This is a genomic window from Hassallia byssoidea VB512170 (assembly GCF_000817785.2).
GTDB lineage: Bacteria > Cyanobacteriota > Cyanobacteriia > Cyanobacteriales > Nostocaceae > Hassallia > Hassallia carrinoi.
This window is the reverse complement of record NZ_JTCM02000063.1, coordinates 1-16,338: the sequence shown is the minus strand read 5'-3', so window position 1 is coordinate 16,338 and position 16,338 is coordinate 1. Positions and strand designations below refer to the sequence as shown.

General features: G+C 39.0%; 11 protein-coding genes and 1 pseudogene. 3 read left to right on the top strand and 9 right to left on the bottom strand.

What is annotated here, in order from left to right:
* Positions 1 to 101: 101 nt before the first annotated feature.
* From PI95_RS22505 to PI95_RS22490, 4 genes are all read right to left on the bottom strand, one after another.
* Positions 102 to 6,287 (bottom strand): nSTAND1 domain-containing NTPase, encoded by a 6,186-nt coding sequence (locus PI95_RS22505; protein WP_052324832.1) that lies wholly within the window; start codon positions 6,285 to 6,287, stop codon positions 102 to 104.
* The gene (locus PI95_RS22500; RefSeq protein ID WP_201280565.1) at positions 6,284 to 7,588 is read right to left on the bottom strand and encodes a P-loop NTPase fold protein; all 1,305 of its coding nucleotides are present in this window, start codon (positions 7,586 to 7,588) and stop codon (positions 6,284 to 6,286) included. The genes PI95_RS22505 and PI95_RS22500 overlap by 4 nt, the downstream gene beginning before the upstream one ends.
* 688 nt (positions 7,589 to 8,276) lie before the next feature.
* Positions 8,277 to 8,615, bottom strand: coding sequence for a type II toxin-antitoxin system PemK/MazF family toxin (locus PI95_RS22495; protein ID WP_063842318.1), 339 nt, complete (start codon positions 8,613 to 8,615; stop codon positions 8,277 to 8,279).
* Entirely contained in the window at positions 8,615 to 8,851 is a 237-nt protein-coding gene (locus tag PI95_RS22490; RefSeq protein WP_039741609.1) for a hypothetical protein, read from the bottom strand. The genes PI95_RS22495 and PI95_RS22490 overlap by 1 nt, the downstream gene beginning before the upstream one ends.
* A gap of 71 nt (positions 8,852 to 8,922) precedes the next feature.
* Here PI95_RS22490 and PI95_RS22485 point away from each other — a divergent pair, with 71 nt between their 5' ends.
* Positions 8,923 to 9,108 carry a hypothetical protein gene (locus PI95_RS22485; protein ID WP_039741143.1) on the top strand — a complete coding sequence of 62 codons (186 nt, stop codon included), beginning with the start codon at positions 8,923 to 8,925 and terminating at the stop codon, positions 9,106 to 9,108.
* 29 nt (positions 9,109 to 9,137) lie between these two features.
* Here PI95_RS22485 and PI95_RS22480 read toward each other — a convergent pair whose 3' ends face one another.
* The 5 genes from PI95_RS22480 to PI95_RS22460 form a co-directional block, all read right to left on the bottom strand.
* Entirely contained in the window at positions 9,138 to 9,326 is a 189-nt protein-coding gene (locus PI95_RS22480) for a hypothetical protein (RefSeq protein WP_163519101.1), read from the bottom strand.
* A 949-nt stretch (positions 9,327 to 10,275) separates the two neighbouring features.
* Positions 10,276 to 11,220 (bottom strand): GDP-L-fucose synthase family protein, encoded by a 945-nt coding sequence (locus PI95_RS22475; protein WP_039741145.1) that lies wholly within the window; start codon positions 11,218 to 11,220, stop codon positions 10,276 to 10,278.
* A gap of 25 nt (positions 11,221 to 11,245) precedes the next feature.
* The gene (gene gmd, locus PI95_RS22470; RefSeq protein ID WP_039741147.1) at positions 11,246 to 12,325 is read right to left on the bottom strand and encodes a GDP-mannose 4,6-dehydratase; all 1,080 of its coding nucleotides are present in this window, start codon (positions 12,323 to 12,325) and stop codon (positions 11,246 to 11,248) included.
* A 448-nt stretch (positions 12,326 to 12,773) separates the two neighbouring features.
* The gene (locus PI95_RS22465) at positions 12,774 to 13,535 is read right to left on the bottom strand and encodes an undecaprenyl-phosphate galactose phosphotransferase family protein (RefSeq protein WP_039741612.1); all 762 of its coding nucleotides are present in this window, start codon (positions 13,533 to 13,535) and stop codon (positions 12,774 to 12,776) included.
* Between the two features lie 112 nt (positions 13,536 to 13,647).
* Positions 13,648 to 14,793 carry a glycosyltransferase gene (locus PI95_RS22460; protein ID WP_039741149.1) on the bottom strand — a complete coding sequence of 382 codons (1,146 nt, stop codon included), beginning with the start codon at positions 14,791 to 14,793 and terminating at the stop codon, positions 13,648 to 13,650.
* Between the two features lie 208 nt (positions 14,794 to 15,001).
* Between PI95_RS22460 and PI95_RS22455 the strand changes: the two genes are divergently transcribed.
* Positions 15,002 to 15,940 (top strand): NAD-dependent epimerase/dehydratase family protein, encoded by a 939-nt coding sequence (locus tag PI95_RS22455; RefSeq protein WP_039741151.1) that lies wholly within the window; start codon positions 15,002 to 15,004, stop codon positions 15,938 to 15,940.
* 157 nt (positions 15,941 to 16,097) lie between these two features.
* A pseudogene (locus PI95_RS22450) lies at positions 16,098 to 16,244 on the top strand (cytosolic protein); the annotation flags it as partial.
* Between the last annotated feature and the right edge of the window lie 94 nt (positions 16,245 to 16,338).

The following is a 16,338-nucleotide window of genomic DNA, read 5'->3' as shown; positions in this document are numbered from 1 at the left end:
AGACTTGCAGCTATATTGTATTGGAAACGAAGCAGGTGGCGATTTTGTGCTACCTGCGGCTTTTCCAATATCCAGGTTTTTGATCGTTTTGATCGACGGGGTTAATTAGATTTGGGAGCGATCGCAATACCTTGGCAAAGATTGCGATCGGCTGGTTTCACCTTGGGGTTATTCCTGAGATAATCATGTGCCCAACTGCAACCGCGTTTGAGCAAATAATCAAGGTCAAAATCCCAAACGGAAACACCTTCTTGTCCATAAGCAGCAGCGATACTTTTACCATCTGGGCTAAAACTAACATTATCACTGCCCAATCGCTCGTAAGTTGCCAGCAAAGAACCTTCGATATTAAAAAGTTTAATCTTCTTTGAACCTGCTGCTGCGATTATCTTGCCATCGGGACTAAAACTTACACTCGATACAGGTTCTTCAACGTTAAATGTGTTCAAGCTTTTGTTATCTTGGCTATCTAAACTCCAAAGCTTAACGCTACTATCTTTACTCGCAGAAGCGATGAGTTTACCATCGGGACTGAAACTTACACCTGTGACTCCATTTCCATGCTCTTTAAATTCTTTAATTACTTTGCCAGTTGTAGGTTGCCAAACTTTAACTGTTTTGTCGTCGCTGCCAGATGCGACTAAAGTACCATTATGATTAAAGCTAACGCTGTTTACATTTTGTTTATGCTCTGTAAAATTTGTCATTATTTGACCATCGCGCTGCCAAATTTTAACGGTATTGTCATAGCTTGCTGAAGCTATCTTACTACCATCTGGACTAATACTGACGCTGGAAATAATATTCTTATGTCCTCGTAAAGTTTTTAATAACTGTACATTATTTTGTGTATCTTTTACCGATGGCTGCGAAATCTGCCAGAGTTTGACAACATCATCGTTAGTCACAATAGCAATTTTGTCACTGTTAGGAATTGCGTTGATAGATTCAATAAAATTGGTTTTTAAGATCACTGTTTTTGGCTGTATCAACTTACTTTTAGCATTTTGATTTATATAGCTATTTATATGCCAAAATTGCACCTCATTCTCGTTGATACGACTAGCAAAAGTCTTGTTGTCAGCACTAAATATAGTAGGAGGAGTTGGTATTGAATTTTTTAAGCTTTCATCGCTAAGATAGTCACCAAAGCGCTCAAGTTCCTCACTGGGTAAAGTTTGGAGAATTTCCAGGAAAGTGCCATCACTTCTCCATAACTCCACAGTCCGCTCATTGGTACGAACCGCTAAAATTTGAGCATCATCGCTGAGAATTATATTAGGGTAGGGTGAATTGTAACTTGGAACTATGTTTCTGGTTTTGAGTTGGATAGTAGTGTTCTGCGATCGCTCAATATTCCAAATAGATATTTTATTACTGCCTGCACTATAAAAAACCTTTGTTTTTAAATCTTTACTCGATATGGAATCTGCTGTATTTTGGTTTTTACTACTATCTTGAATTGATGAAATTACAGAACCATCATAATTAAAATACTGTATATAATTATTACTGCTAATCGCTATTTGCTTAGTATTATGAAGAAAGCTTATATCAACTTCGCTACTCTTTTCTTTATTATTAGGCAGATTAATGTTTTTAATTAAATTACCATTACTATTCCATACTTCTAATTGAAATTCTGCATTACTCTCGCTGTTTTTCAGATACTTTTTGACAATAGCTATATCTCCATCGGGACTAAATTTTACTGATATTCTTCTATCCTGCTTTAGAATTTTGATATTTTTACCATTAACCCCTACAAATCTAAGAGTGTTATCATTCGACCAAAGAGCTAAGGTTTTACTATCAGCACTAAAACCCATACTTTTATCATTTTCATAATTAATAAAGCCATAGTCAAGCAAAGAAGTAATTAGTTTTCCATCTCTCTGCCAAAGTTTGATAGTTTTATTCCGACTGCGCGTTGCAAATTTTTTACCATCAGGGCTAAAACTTATCTCCTCAACTGTATCTTTGTGTCCTTTAAGAGTTGTAATCTGCTTACCTTCACTCGAATAAATTTCTACTGTATTATCACTCTTGCTGAGAGCAATCATTTTTCCATTATTACTAAAACTTCCTTGAATAAGACTTCCTTGTAGAGTGTTGATATATTTGCCGTCACTTTGCCAAATTTGTAGGTTAGTTTCTTGGCTAGCGGAAACAATGCTTTCGCGATCGGCACTAAAATTTACTTCTACATTATTTCCTGGTAATTTTGCAAATAAAGAGCCGTTACGCTGCCAGAGTGTTGCCTCATCATTATACTTATAGATAGTAGCAAGTAATTGACTACTAGGACTAAAACTTATATTTGATATATAATCATAGCTGTTATATTCGGAAGGTTTAAAACTCTTCTTTTCCAAACTCCAAAGCTTAATGGTTCTGTCCTCGCTAACAGAAGCAAGCATATCTAATGCTGGATTAAAGCTGATATCGGTGACTTTATTTCTATGTCCAATCAGGTTAATATAGTCTACAAATTCTCTATTGGCTGTTTGAGAACTACTAACTATTATACTGTTCTCTCCGTCAGTATCGAAATTATTAGCAGACCCGAATGCAATAATTTTGCTGTCTGGGCTAAACTTGAAATTCATACTTGGTTCCTGATATACAATTTCACCAGTATTAAGTGAAGAACCATCACTACGCCATAACCTACCAAAATTAGAATTAATAGTTTGACCATCAGGACTAAAACTAAGTCTAGGCAAGTTTTCTCTAACCTGAATATCATCAATCAAAGATTTGATTTCCTTACCTTCCCGATTCCAAAGTTTTGCAGTGTTATCCAAGCTAGCAGAAACAATTCTTTGACCATCGGGACTAAAGTTTACGCTCGTGACACTAGCTTGATGTCCCGGCAAATCTTTAATTACTTTTCCATCTAAATTCCAAAGTATTATCCTGCCATCTTTAGCTCCAGAAAGTATTGTTTGACCGTTAGGACTAAAACTAGCACTCACAAGTTCTGTTTGAGCGCGTGCAAATATAGAGATTGGTTTAGTATTTATTTGATTATTTTTGATTGACTTTATATCCCAAAGCTTTAAAGTTTTATCTTCGCTACCAGAGATAATTTTTTTATTATCTGGACTGAAGATAAGATTAGTAATTTTTTTCTCATGAGCATTATTAATGGTTGCAATTTCTATTCCATCTTGTTGCCAAACCTTCACCACACCATCGGCACTTCCAGAGGCTATCATTTTACCATCAGGACTGTAACTAACTTTGGTGACAGTATCTTTGTGTCCTTCTAAACTATTCCGTTCTCGAATTGTATAAACTACATCTTGTAAAGCGGTCGTCACCTGCATTTTAACTTCAGGTGATACCCCAATCGACCACCATTGTTTGATACGTTTGCCTGCTTTTAATGCTTGTACTAATGCCTCTAAATCGTTGTTTGAATTTAAGAACCTTTGAGATTCATTACTCATCGACATAAGTTGACTATTATTCTGACTTATCAACACTAGTGGTAAGAATATTGCAAATGCTCCAGTAATAACCCCTAAAGATACTTTCCAAGCTAAACCTTTTCGCTCATCGATAAGTTGCTGTCTGAGAACTTCATTCAGCTTTGCTTCAGTTAACTTCCTTTGCTCTCGTTCTTTCTCCAGTTCTTTAATCAATCGCTCAGACTGCTGCTGACGTACAAATGGTACTAAATAATCATGAACTAGCTGATAGCGATCGCTCGGAAATCCTGGTACTTGAAATACCAATCCAGATTTGACTAAAATCTTTAAAATTAAGTCTAATCGTTCTGTCTCTAATGCTAATTCTGCTTCGATTTCGGCACGATTTTTCAGGGGACGAGTATTGTTTTCATCGGTTAAAATATATAACACTAATTTAGCAAACTGCTCGTTATTATGACCGCAGTCTTTCACAACTTCTTCTAAAAAACGCCCTACTAATTCTTCTTTGGGACCATATTCTTGATATTGAGCGAGTGTTGTAATTTTTTCGGTTTGCAGTTGCGCTCCTACTACTTGTAATTCAATGGGACGAACTTCATTAAAGTTACTCGCTAAATCTCGCACTAATTCATCAATTAGTTCGACATCGAGATGGAATTGAGAGCTTTCTGTTAAATTCTCGATGACGGAACGAGCATCTTCGGGGGAAAAATTGCCTAAATAGTAAAGGATTTTTTTGTCTAAAATATTGCAGTCGATCGCATCTAGTTTTACCAAGCGATCGCATTCGAGTAAGTAATGTAAATAATCTTCTCGCAGCGAGAGAATAATCTTGACATAGGGGATATTTAAACAGTCGCGAATAAATTCAAAAAATGGTTGTCTTTGTACGGGGTCTTTATAAGCAAAGAAAAATTCTTCAAATTGGTCGAAAATTAAAACTGTTAATGAATTATTATCAATATTTTTCTTGAGTTCTGTTGTAAAAGCTGCCATCGTATCTAAAAAGTGGGGAAAACTTAAACGCTTGACTTCTTCGATAGATTCGACAAAACGACTACCCAAAGTTTTTGCCCAGTCGGTATAAACTTGCAACAAAACAGGTACTACGTCGCGTGCTTCAACCGATTTCTGCTTTAAAGCTGGCAATAAACCCGCTTGTACGAGGGAACTTTTACCGACACCAGATTGCCCGTAAACTACAGTTAATTTGCAATCGGGACGACCAATTCGTTCGATTAATCGATTTACATCTTGCAACCTTCCAGAAGCGGCAATTTCTGGAGACACATCTGCTTTGCCCCCACTAACTCCTAACCCAAAGTTAGCTACTTGTCGTCTCGATTGTAAGCGTCCAGCACCAACAAAAGCCCGCAATCCATATTGTTGTTCTATCGATCGCAATTCTTGTTTAATATCAAATGCTTCTAAGTATTTGCTTTCGTCAAAGTAAAGCTTTTGCAGTGTGGAAAGAATGCGAATGTAAAGCAAAGGGTCTAACTGGGGATTGCTATGAAAACGAGCAGTTTCTAAATGAGAAATAGCTTCGCTTATTTGCTCAAGATGTTGTTGTGCTTGGGCTAATAATAATAAGTATATATTGCGAAAATTCTTGCGTTGCCAATCCAAAATTGTAGTTTGATTTGCTGGGATATTATCTTGATTTGGGACGATGATATCATTATGTTGTAGTGCTAATTCTGCATATTCCTTCGCTTGCATCCAGTCTAATTTTTGTAAGGCTACTTCTGCCATTAATCCATAACTATAACCGAGCTTTACGGGTTCGGGATGGGCTTTATGCAAATTAATCGCTTGAGTCGCAACCTTTTCTACTTCGTCCCATGCTGCTAATTGAGTTAATACTTCTCCCCAAAGATTAATATATTTGGCTGCCAAATTTTGTTGATGATGCTGTTCAAAAATATCTACACATTTTTGAAAATATTCTTTAGCTTGCTCGCAAGCTTGCCGATGTTCGCTACGATGTATATTCGCATATTGTCGCCACCATAAACCTAGATGCAATAGCACACAACCGTAACGTTTGATATCATCTAAATGGCTATTTTCCCTATCTATAACTCGCTGCTGCCAGAAACCTAAACTTTGTTCGTAGTACGATCGCGCTTCTGATTTATTATTACTTGCATCTGCTTCCCTACCTAGCAAAAATTGAATACTTGCTGCTAACTCTGGTGCTAATGGCTGCATTGATTTTTGTAAATCTTTCACAGCCAATTCCATTTCTAAAAAATGATAGGTATCAAAATCAAGATTTAATGAGGCATTATCTAAAAATATCCCGGAAACTGCATTGAGAATTGCGGAAAAGACTAATGAGATAGTTGATTGTAAGTTAGTAATTAACTCATTAGTGTCGATTTCAAACTTAATTGAATTACCTGTCCAATTTTTAAAATCTGGCATTCGACGAATCAATTTTTGGAAGATTTCATCGTTTACCCACAGCACAATCGGAAATGGAAAATTCTTGCGAAATTCTTCTCTAACTTGATTTGTGGAAATTAAAACTTGGTCAACTGCCTCAACTAACTCTAAGCCAAATATCATTAAAGCTGGAGGTTGTCTATCTTTCAACTCAGCTTGAATTGTTGTAAAAAGGGTTTTGACTGACTTTGACAGGTGCAACTCTTGAATTTCCATCGGACACTGTTGCTTCAATCGCTGCACCATTTCATCTTGCAAACTGCGGTAGTTACAGCGTGCAATAATCAAGACAAAATTTTCTTGAGAATTGGTAATCGATCGCGCTAATTTTCGCAAAGAGCGTTCGTTATCAACTACAATTTTTTCTGGGATTTGTTTGGGTTCTGGGGATATCATAATTTAAATTTCTTCGACTCTGCGATCGCAGGATTAATATCAAACCAGCGTCCTTCTAGATCGCGGTATTCAAATAAAAACATACTTCTAAGTAGTGTTTGGTATTCTTCCTCACCTTTCACGTTGTCTTTGTTTTGCAAAATTTGATGTAGTAACGTCCACTCATCTTCACTAATTGCCGATACCAAATCATCCCGGTATTCACGGATAACCATTTCCAAACAATCACGTTGAATTGGTGGGTCATTTTCTTGCAGGCAACTATAAAGTAATACTAGTAAATTGCGGACATGACCGCCACTAACCCTAATTAAACGGTCTAAAGTGTCAGCCGCATCAAACACATCAGTAATGCGATCGCATCGCTCTTTTTCTCCGAGTCGAGGAAAAGCACGCGCTAAAACCATCTGCCGTAACAAATCCATCCCTTGTTGATTATCCCCTCCCTGGCGAGATTTCACTGTCACCATCGGTAAGACAAGCGGTTTGACTCCAAAGCGATTGGTCAATGTACTTAACTCATTTGAGAAAATTAACACCAAAGGAATTGTGTACACTACATGACAATTAAGTTTCTTTAGCTGCTCTCCTCTATCAATAAAAAGATACTCCGGTTGCGAACGTCCCGTAGTTTTTAGCGAAATATCAACGCGATCGAGATTATCGATGATGACAACCAAACCTTTGTATCCTTGTTGCTTCAATTCCTGCTTGGCAGTCTCTAATATCTGTTGGTTGATAGCATCTAAAATACCACTGGTGCGTGGTTCTAAATATTGACGTAATTGACTGCGGAGTCTGGGACTATCTTTTGTTTTGGCAGTAACTTTACCAATACCCATTGGTAGAGAAAATTCAAATTCGGGAATTACTGGTGTTTGTAGAAAATCAGCGATTTCATTAAACAAACTCACAAAATAACTTGGCTTCAACCTAATTTTAACGCTCTCTAAACTGACGCTAACTTGACGGGTAATAGCCAGCAAAATATCGCTGACATCAACATCAGCCATATCTAAATCTGCACTAGACTCAAAATAAACCACATGAAAACCTTGGCGTTCTAGTTCGTCTTTGAGTCGGAATAGCTCTGTAGATTTGCCACAACCGATATGTCCCGTAAATAGTTGGCAAGTTGAAGAGTCAACTTGATTAGCGATCGTTCGTCGCAACCTTTGGACTACATTTCCTCCACGTACCGGTGAAAAGTCAATATAATATTGTTGGTCTTCTCTATTCTCAATCTTTAAGGTTTTACTAGGATTGCAAGCATTAAAAAATTTTATTGGGTCTAATGTCATAGAAATCTCTTGATAGTTTTAATAAAATGTAAATAGCTAACACAAATGAACAAAAGCTTTTTACTTAAAAACTTTTGTCATATTTATGCTAGGTTGAACTTGTAAAGTTATTTATACTTTTCTTGTCAAAGTATAATTAGTTGCGTTACAAGTCTGACTTTGTTTATATAACAACACCAAGTTAAAATTTTACAGAAATATCACAAGAATTTAAAGTAAGATTTAGTATCGCATAGGGAGGATACTTTAGAACCCAACCCCCAAGCGACCCGCACCGAAAACCTCAAATTGTCAAAAATCTAAAATTGTATTAAGTAAGTGCCTGCCGAAATACGCACAAATTAGGACAAGTTGTAAATAAATATTGCAGAGTCTGCTTTATTGATTTACGCGCCTTGCCGAAAAATGATATATAGGAATCCGGTTTTATTTTTGAAAAGATACGTAGGGTCTGGCTGATTGGGGTGTGGATTTTCGAGGCAGTTTGCGGTGTAGATTTTCTGACCGCAAAACTGCCGTCCTCCCCCAATAGGGTTTGTTGCGTTATCGGCGAGAGTACGGCACCATTATCAAGGAGAGGAGTGCGTGATTGTTGAAATCCGTAACGCACCCTACAATACCTTACATTGATAACCGTAAGTAAAATTATTGGCAAGCTAAAAATGCTACTTAATAAGTGCAACAAAGTTCACAGTGCAAGAACCACTCGAAGACCGTCTTCAACTAGCAACATAACATGGTAACAAACTTGACTCACCTGTTCGATTAAAAACGATTTATCTACAGTTATTATTTGTGAAACATTTACAACAGAATCTTGTGGCAAACCTGTTTCATCAGCTCTAACTAAAACGTTACCTGGAGCTTCAGCCAACCGAAGATTACTAGTCAGTACAGCTACAATTACAGTGCGAATTCGGCTACGGTTAAAGTCATCAGATTGAATAACTAGAACTGGTCTACGATATCCTGGTTCAGATGCAACTGGTCTTGGCATATCTGCCCACCAAATTTCACCTCGCTGCATTACCAAGTTTCCTCTGGCAATGTGTGGGTTTGTAGTTCAACCAAAAATGGGTTAAGACTACTATCCTCATCAGCGTACACAGCATCTAACTGCTCTGTAATGCAATCGCTACGATGAGCTTTTAAGTATTCTTGGAGCGCAACAGCATACAATTCGCTTCGAGATAGCCCCATTCGTTTTGCAAAGTTTTCCGCAGCTTCAAAAATAGTATCTGGGATTGAAATAGCTGTTTTCATAGCCATAGTATAACTAGAGTTATACCAGAATTTTATCACGCGCAATCTCCACAATTATTGTAGTGAACAGGATGCGGTTACTACTGGCTAGAGTTTTCACTATGAGCGATCGCCCACTTTCCTCTAAGAAATTGGTTCTTAACTGGGATGCAAGCGCGATCGCACTATTAAAATATGCCCTGCCGCTACCAGCAAATAAAGGCGGAGCAATTAAGGAGAAGATTAAGCAAGCCCTAGCTCCGCTTGATTTTGCTTAAAGAATTTGCGTCAGCAGGGGTCTTAGTACTTACCTCAACTTAGCCTCATTATTCTTGTCGTCTTTGCTGCATCCCTTATCCAGCCTATTCTCCAGTATTTGAGATAATAAAGGTAATCCGACAACAGCTAAAGAAGGGAATTGCTTAGGCGATGTAACAGCGGTAAAGGTCAACGAACCAGAAACTGCCACAGTAAGAAACCATTTAGTTAATGACATACTCTAAGAAAATCTCCGTTAGATAATCCGAAATAACAGTGTGTACCAATATAAAAATGCGTATCACTAACGGGTAACATACAATGTACACTCATGCTTTTTGACTGCTTTATTTCTAGCCTGAAAATTCTCAGTTTAAGATTTTAGAACTTATGCATTAATAAAAAAGACGATAAGTAAGGTAAGGAAATTATATTTAATACATTTCCCCAAATTAATATTTGCATTGGTAGTAATATCTAGTGTTCAATTCATTCTTTACATAATATCTACCCAATACAACCCCACAACATCTAACTTAAGAGTGATAATTATTAGGTGTCTTTAGGCATATCTGAAAAATATTAGTCTCTTTTTGACGCTTAGAATCATAAGAAGCGACATTTACCCACCAACCTCAACCCAAACAACAAAATCCACTTAGATTTAGGTATCCCTCTTCTGTCACTCTCCGAAAACATTTACCATTTCTGAATTCTAGAGCTTTTGTCTTTTTAGAGCGAGGAATATGAAACTTCTCTTAGACGCGGATTGTTAGCGTAGAATGCAGAAAAATTACGGAAGTTTTCCTCTCCACCTGCTGCACGCATCAAGAGGTTGGAGTAGCTAGTTTCAGTAAATCGCAAAGTTTTTCTCAACAGCGATCGCACTCTTAGATGACGCAGAATGCGTCATCCTAGCATCTTATCGTTTTTGCCACTCCTTATGTAGTATTACGATATTTATTACTTTAATAGTATTTTTTTATACCTTTATATCTGGGAGAGGTATTTCTCAAGCTACAACAGCACTCCAAAGCTCTGGAATATTATCAGCAAGCATTAGTAGTTGCTAGAAGGTTGAACTATCAAGACAGCGAGCAGAAAATTATTGATAAGATTAGCGAAATTAATTGTCTTTAAAATTTATAATTTGAAATTCTTGAAGGTGGGCAATGCCCACCCTACAATTATGCAGCGTGTTGACGCCACCACTCGATAGTATTCTTCAGCCCCTGCTTGAAGTCTACTTGAGCGGTGAAACCAAAGGCTTGTTTTGCCCGTTCGGTATCCAAACAGCGACGGGGTTGACCATTTGGTTTGTCGGTTTCCCAGACAATTTCGCCGTCAAACTCCATCAATTCGCAAATAAGATTAATCAAATCGCGGATGGAGATTTCATAACCGGTTCCCAAGTTAACTGGTTCAAAGTCGTTGTAAAATTGAGTGCCCATGACAATGCCCCGCGCTGCATCTTCTGAATAAAGAAACTCGCGGGTAGGGCTACCATCACCCCAAACCGGAAGTTTCTTTTGTCCCTGAATTTGCGCTTCATGAACTTTGCGAATTAACGCCGGGATGACATGAGAACTACTAGTGTCAAAGTTATCTTCTGGTCCATATAAATTTACAGGCAGAAGATAAATGCCATTAAAGTTGTACTGCTGGCGGTAAGCTTGTAGTTGAACTAAAAGCGCTTTTTTGGCAACTCCGTAAGGGGCGTTGGTTTCTTCGGGGTAGCCATTCCAAAGGTCATCTTCTTTGAATGGCACTGGAGTAAATTTGGGATAGGCGCAGATAGTGCCAACACAAACAAATTTTTCTACTCCAGCTTGATAAGCAGCGTGAATTAACTGCGTACCCATCATTAAGTTGTCGTAGAACAACTCTGCGGGTTTTTCCCGGTTGAGACCGATACCGCCAACGTGAGCTGCGAGGTGGATAATAATGTCTTGTTGGTCAGCTGCGCGTTGGCAATTTTCCCAGATACGTAAATCGCAATCACGCGATCGCGTAACTGTGATTTTTTGGCGATCGGCTCCAGCCTTACACAGCTTCTCTATTACCTGACGCCCCAGGAACCCAGCCCCACCCGTAACGAGAATCCGTTTATTTTTTAGTTCTAAGGCGGTCATATTTTTCTCCTCATCGGTGTATTAATCAGAAGTGGAGAACACCCAATTCTTGACGAATAGTAGCAATATCATGAGGCATTTGCGAACCATGTCCATTCGGTGAAGTGCAACCGAGTGCTTGCAAATCTGCTTCTACCATCAGCGCTACCAACTGCTTAAATGTTACCGATGGTTCCCAGCCTAACTTTTGCCGCGCTTTGGTAGAGTCGCCAATTAACAAGTCTACTTCAGCCGGTCGCAGATAACGTTGGTCGAACTCAACATAATCTTGCCAATCGAGATTCACATAACCAAACGCTAAATCCAAAAATTCGCGTACTGTATGGGTTTCATTAGTAGCAACCACATAATCGTCTGGCTCGGATTGTTGTAACATGAGCCACATCGCCTTTACGTAATCTTTGGCGTAGCCCCAATCCCGTTTGGAATCAAGATTGCCCATGTAAACTTTTTTCTGCTTACCAGCAAAAATCTTGGCGACTGCCATTGTAATCTTGCGCGTGACAAATGTTTCACCCCGTCTGGGCGATTCGTGGTTAAACAAAATGCCATTACAAGCAAACATTCCGTAAGATTCGCGGTAATTCACCGTTTGCCAGTGAGCGTAAACCTTAGCGCAAGCATAGGGACTGCGGGGGTAAAACGGTGTTGTCTCGCTTTGTGGCACAGCTTGTACCAAACCATACATTTCCGAAGAACCTGCTTGGTAGAATCGCACTTGAATCCCGGTGCGATGTTGATAGTCACGAATAGCTTCCAACAAACGCAGAGTTCCCATTCCGACTGCATCCACGGTGTATTCCGGTGAATCAAAACTTACCCGTACATGAGATTGAGCGCCCAGGTTGTAAATTTCTATCGGCTGGACTTCTTCTAAAATGCGGCGCAGGGTGGTACCGTCTGTCAGGTCTCCGTAGTGAAGAAATAACCGCACTCCTTGTTTATGAGGATCTTCATAAATGTGATCGATGCGGTCTGTGTTGAAAGTAGAAGTCCGACGGATAATACCATGAACTTCATAACCTTGTAAGAGCAGAAATTCACTCAGATATGAACCATCTTGACCAGTAATACCAGTAATTAACGCTCGCTTTTGTTGGGTCATGCTCAATTATCCCTTGTCGTTTTGATTAAATAAATACAGGCAAACTGATACAACCTAGCAGCTAATTGCTCAATTGCCCAATGGGAAACCTACGAATTTTGCTGGCATTTGTGCTATCAACTTAAGTACAAGTACTTAAGTTTAAGTATTATTACGTTATCGCCTTACTTTTATTCGGCAGACTTGACCTAATTCTGTATAATTTTTTCATCTTTACCAGAATTTTATGAAAACCTAGTTTTTGTTAAGATAGAATAAAGTAGAAATTTTTGATAGATATAGCAATCCTATATGATTTGTGAAGATTCACCGTGCTCAGAAACCCGACTTCTTTAAGAAGTCGGGTTTCTAAAGAAGAATCTATTAAAAACCCCACGGCTATCAGCACATGGGATTTCTCGCTTTGTGAACCGTTGTTTACTTTTGGGCTGAAGAAACAATTAGGTTATCAATATGCACCGTTATTTTTTGGGATAACGACAACACCAACAGTTTTCAATATGATCCAGAAATCGAGCCAAAGATTGCCAAATTTGACATAATGCAGGTCTATTTGAACTCTCCGAGGGTAGGGAATGTCATTGCGCCCTGAAACTTGCCACAATCCCGTAATTCCTGGTCGGATAGTTAAAATTTGCTCGATCGCAGACCCGTATTTTGGCAGTTCTTCTTCTACTAAAGGTCGCGGACCAACAACACTCATATCCCCTTTTAAAACGTTCCAAAATTGGGGAAACTCGTCTAAGCTGGTAATTCGCAAGAATCGACCAATTTTTGTGATTCTGGGGTCATGTTTGAGCTTAAAACTAGTCTCAAACTCTTGCCGCAATTCTGGGGAAGTTTCCATCATTTGCATAAGAACTTCGTCAGCATTACTCACCATTGTTCGGAATTTAATACAATTAAATGGCTTGTAGTTTTTGCCGACTCGTTCCTGTATATAAAAAATCGGACCTTGCGAGCTGGAAGCAATCAGTAAGGTCAAAACCAAATAAACAGGCGAAAACAATATCAGTACTAACAGCGAAAACAAAATGTCGAACAGTCGCTTGGCAAACTCTCCGTTTAAACCTTGTAAAGTCAATGCTTTGGGTTTAAATCTAGGTGTCTTGGTTTTTTGACCACCTTTTAAGAAAGTACGCACAGACGCGCTAGCATCTTGCCGTAGACTTCGCCGCTTGCCGGAGAGGAGTGAGCTCTGGGCAGTCATCATACTCCTAAATAATCCACACCACACATAGTCCCAATCTTAAAGCCTTTCGGAGGTGCTTCTGGGGGTAATTTTCCAAAAGCCTAGAAAACTATTGCAAAAATTAAGACCGTTACTCCAAAAATGGTCTTTTTTCGTTGCACGTATTTATAAAATCTAGATAACGTTTTGCAAATGTTTGCACATCAAATTGGGCAGCGTGCGATCGCGCATATTCTGGATTAAACTTACCCTCATACGCTTCAAAGCTTTCTACTGCCTCTACAAGGTCTGTCTGAGTCTGATTTTGGAAGAATATACCCGTCCCTGTACCCACTTCACAAGTGCGAATATCTCGCACAGTTTCTAAAGCACCACCTGCACCATAAGCAATCACCGGCGTACCACAAGCTTGTGCTTCTACTAAGGCAATGCCAAAGTCTTCACAAGCTGCATACACAAACGCTTTGGCACTAGCCATATATCTTTTTACTACATCATTAGGTTGCCACCCCAGTATTTGTATATGAGAATCCGCTATTTCCTGAATTTTTTTCATTTCGGGTCCTGTACCAATTACTACTAAAGGTCGTTGCAGTTGATTAAAAGCTTTGACAATTAAAGATACTTGTTTGTAACTTACTAACCGGGAAACTATTAGGTAAAAATCCTCTTTCTGAGGAAAAAATGGCAAACCTTCAATATTCACCGGTGGATAAATTACTTTTGCTTCTCGTCGATAGCAGCGCCAAATTCGACGAGCTGTATGCTGTGAGTTAGCAATAAAATAATCAACGCGATTTGCCGTTAACACATCCCAAAAGCGCAAACGATGCAGTAAATACCGCGTTGCCCACCCAGGTAAACCATTGCCTAACTTACTTGCTTTTAGATAATCAAAAGTCAAATCCCAGGCATAACGCATGGGACTATGACAGTAGCAAATATGCAACTGATCGGGAGTGGTGAGGATGCCTTTAGCAACGGCATGGGATGAAGACAAAATTATGTCATAATCCCGTAAATCTAATTGTTCAATCGCCAGCGGCAAAAATGGCAAGTAATTTTGTACACCATTGCGGGCGAAGGGAAAGCGTTGAACAAACGTTGTACCAATTCGACGCTTGTATAAATAACTTTCCGGATTAGTAGATTCAAAGTCGATGAGGGCATACAAGTCAGCATCAATGTGATTCAGAATTTCCCGGACAACGAGTTCTGAACCGCCTGTGGCTTTGGGTGTAAGCCATTCATGAACTAAAGCATATTTTAAGGGCACTGCTAACTGTAATTGGTAGAAAACACGCTTGGGAAGTTATGAGATTAATTGAAAACTTTCCGGTTGCAATTAATTCATGGACGATCGCCCCACATTCATCACAAGACGTAATTATCAGTGAAAGAGTTTCCTCAGGATACCGCAACCTGATAACCTCAAATTGGGGGCTAGGGGCTAGCCCCTACTACTGAGATAAAATAGGGAATTTATGCGAATTTTAATTATGGGTGGTACTCGGTTCATTGGTGTCTACCTAACGAAGATGCTGGTGGAATCCGGACATACTGTGGTACTGTTCAATCGTGGCAATCGTCCAGCACCGCAACAAGTAGAACAAATTACAGGCGATCGCACTGACGCTGCCCAACTTAAAGAAAAGTTATCACAAGAAAGTTTCGATGTCATTTTTGACAATAACGGACGGGAACTTACTGATACTCAACCATTGGCGGAAATTTTTCAAGATCGCGTGCAACATTTTGTTTATATGAGTTCGGCTGGGGTGTATCTCAAATCCGACCAAATGCCTCATGTAGAAGGAGATGCAGTCGATCCAAAAAGTCGCCACAAAGGTAAGCATGAAACGGAAGCATTTTTGACGCAATCGGGATTGCCTTTTACGTCGATTCGTCCAACTTACATTTATGGTCCGAGTAATTATAACGAGTTGGAAAGTTGGTTTTTTGATAGAATTGTACGCGATCGCCCGATTGCCATTCCCGGTAATGGGATGCACATTACTCAGCTAGGTCATGTAAAAGACTTGGCAAAGGCAATGACTAAGATTGTAGGTAACAAACAAGCCATAGGGCAAATTTATAATGTGTCAGGCGATCGCTTTGTCACTTTTGATGGTTTAGCCCGTGCTTGTGCTGTTGCTGCGGGTAAATCACCGGATGATGTGAAAATCGTTCATTATGACCCGAAAAAGTTTGATTTTGGCAAACGCAAAGCTTTCCCCATGCGCGTGCAGCATTTCTTCGCTTCGGTGAATAAAGCGATGAAAGAGTTGAATTGGCAGCCTGAGTATGATTTAATTTCTGGGCTACAAGATTCTTTAGAGAATGATTATCTCACATCTGGGCGCGATAAAGCTGAAGTTGATTTTTCTATGGATGAGGAAATTTTGAAAGTGGTTGATCGTTAGTTGAAGCGTTAGTGCGATCGCGTTAAAGTGTTCCGGTATTATTTCCATTATTCTGGGCGATCGCACACTAATTTAGATATTTGGGTTTCCGATTTGAAAATTTCTAATCCACCTGACTGGAATGATAAATAAGGAAAAACTATAAAAATGTACTTTGATGACAAATCCTCAAACCGAATTTGATTCACCTTGGAAAGACATTTTACAAATCTATTTTGAAGAATTCATGTTATTCTTTTTCCCACAAGCGCATAGGGAAATTGACTGGACACGAAAACCGGAATTTTTAGATAAGGAGTTACAAGTGCGAATCGTTCTGTTGAAATAAGCTAAGTAACCTAGAACAGCTTAGGGATAACAGGCAGGGTATGAAGAAGAGGAGAACCTCAACAAAACCC

What these genes read in the sequence shown, in the direction of transcription:
- PI95_RS22500 (WP_201280565.1), bottom strand. Translation starts at nt 7,588, where the DNA reads ATGACATTAGACCCAATAAAATTTTTTAATGCTTGCAATCCTAGTAAA.
- gmd (WP_039741147.1), bottom strand. Translation starts at nt 12,325, where the DNA reads ATGACCCAACAAAAGCGAGCGTTAATTACTGGTATTACTGGTCAAGAT.
- PI95_RS22465 (WP_039741612.1), bottom strand. Translation starts at nt 13,535, where the DNA reads ATGACTGCCCAGAGCTCACTCCTCTCCGGCAAGCGGCGAAGTCTACGG.
- PI95_RS22495 (WP_063842318.1), bottom strand. Translation starts at nt 8,615, where the DNA reads ATGCAGCGAGGTGAAATTTGGTGGGCAGATATGCCAAGACCAGTTGCA.
- PI95_RS22455 (WP_039741151.1), top strand. Translation starts at nt 15,002, where the DNA reads ATGCGAATTTTAATTATGGGTGGTACTCGGTTCATTGGTGTCTACCTA.
- PI95_RS22485 (WP_039741143.1), top strand. Translation starts at nt 8,923, where the DNA reads ATGCGGTTACTACTGGCTAGAGTTTTCACTATGAGCGATCGCCCACTT.
- PI95_RS22475 (WP_039741145.1), bottom strand. Translation starts at nt 11,220, where the DNA reads ATGACCGCCTTAGAACTAAAAAATAAACGGATTCTCGTTACGGGTGGG.
- PI95_RS22480 (WP_163519101.1), bottom strand. Translation starts at nt 9,326, where the DNA reads ATGTCATTAACTAAATGGTTTCTTACTGTGGCAGTTTCTGGTTCGTTG.
- PI95_RS22505 (WP_052324832.1), bottom strand. Translation starts at nt 6,287, where the DNA reads ATGATATCCCCAGAACCCAAACAAATCCCAGAAAAAATTGTAGTTGAT.
- PI95_RS22490 (WP_039741609.1), bottom strand. Translation starts at nt 8,851, where the DNA reads ATGAAAACAGCTATTTCAATCCCAGATACTATTTTTGAAGCTGCGGAA.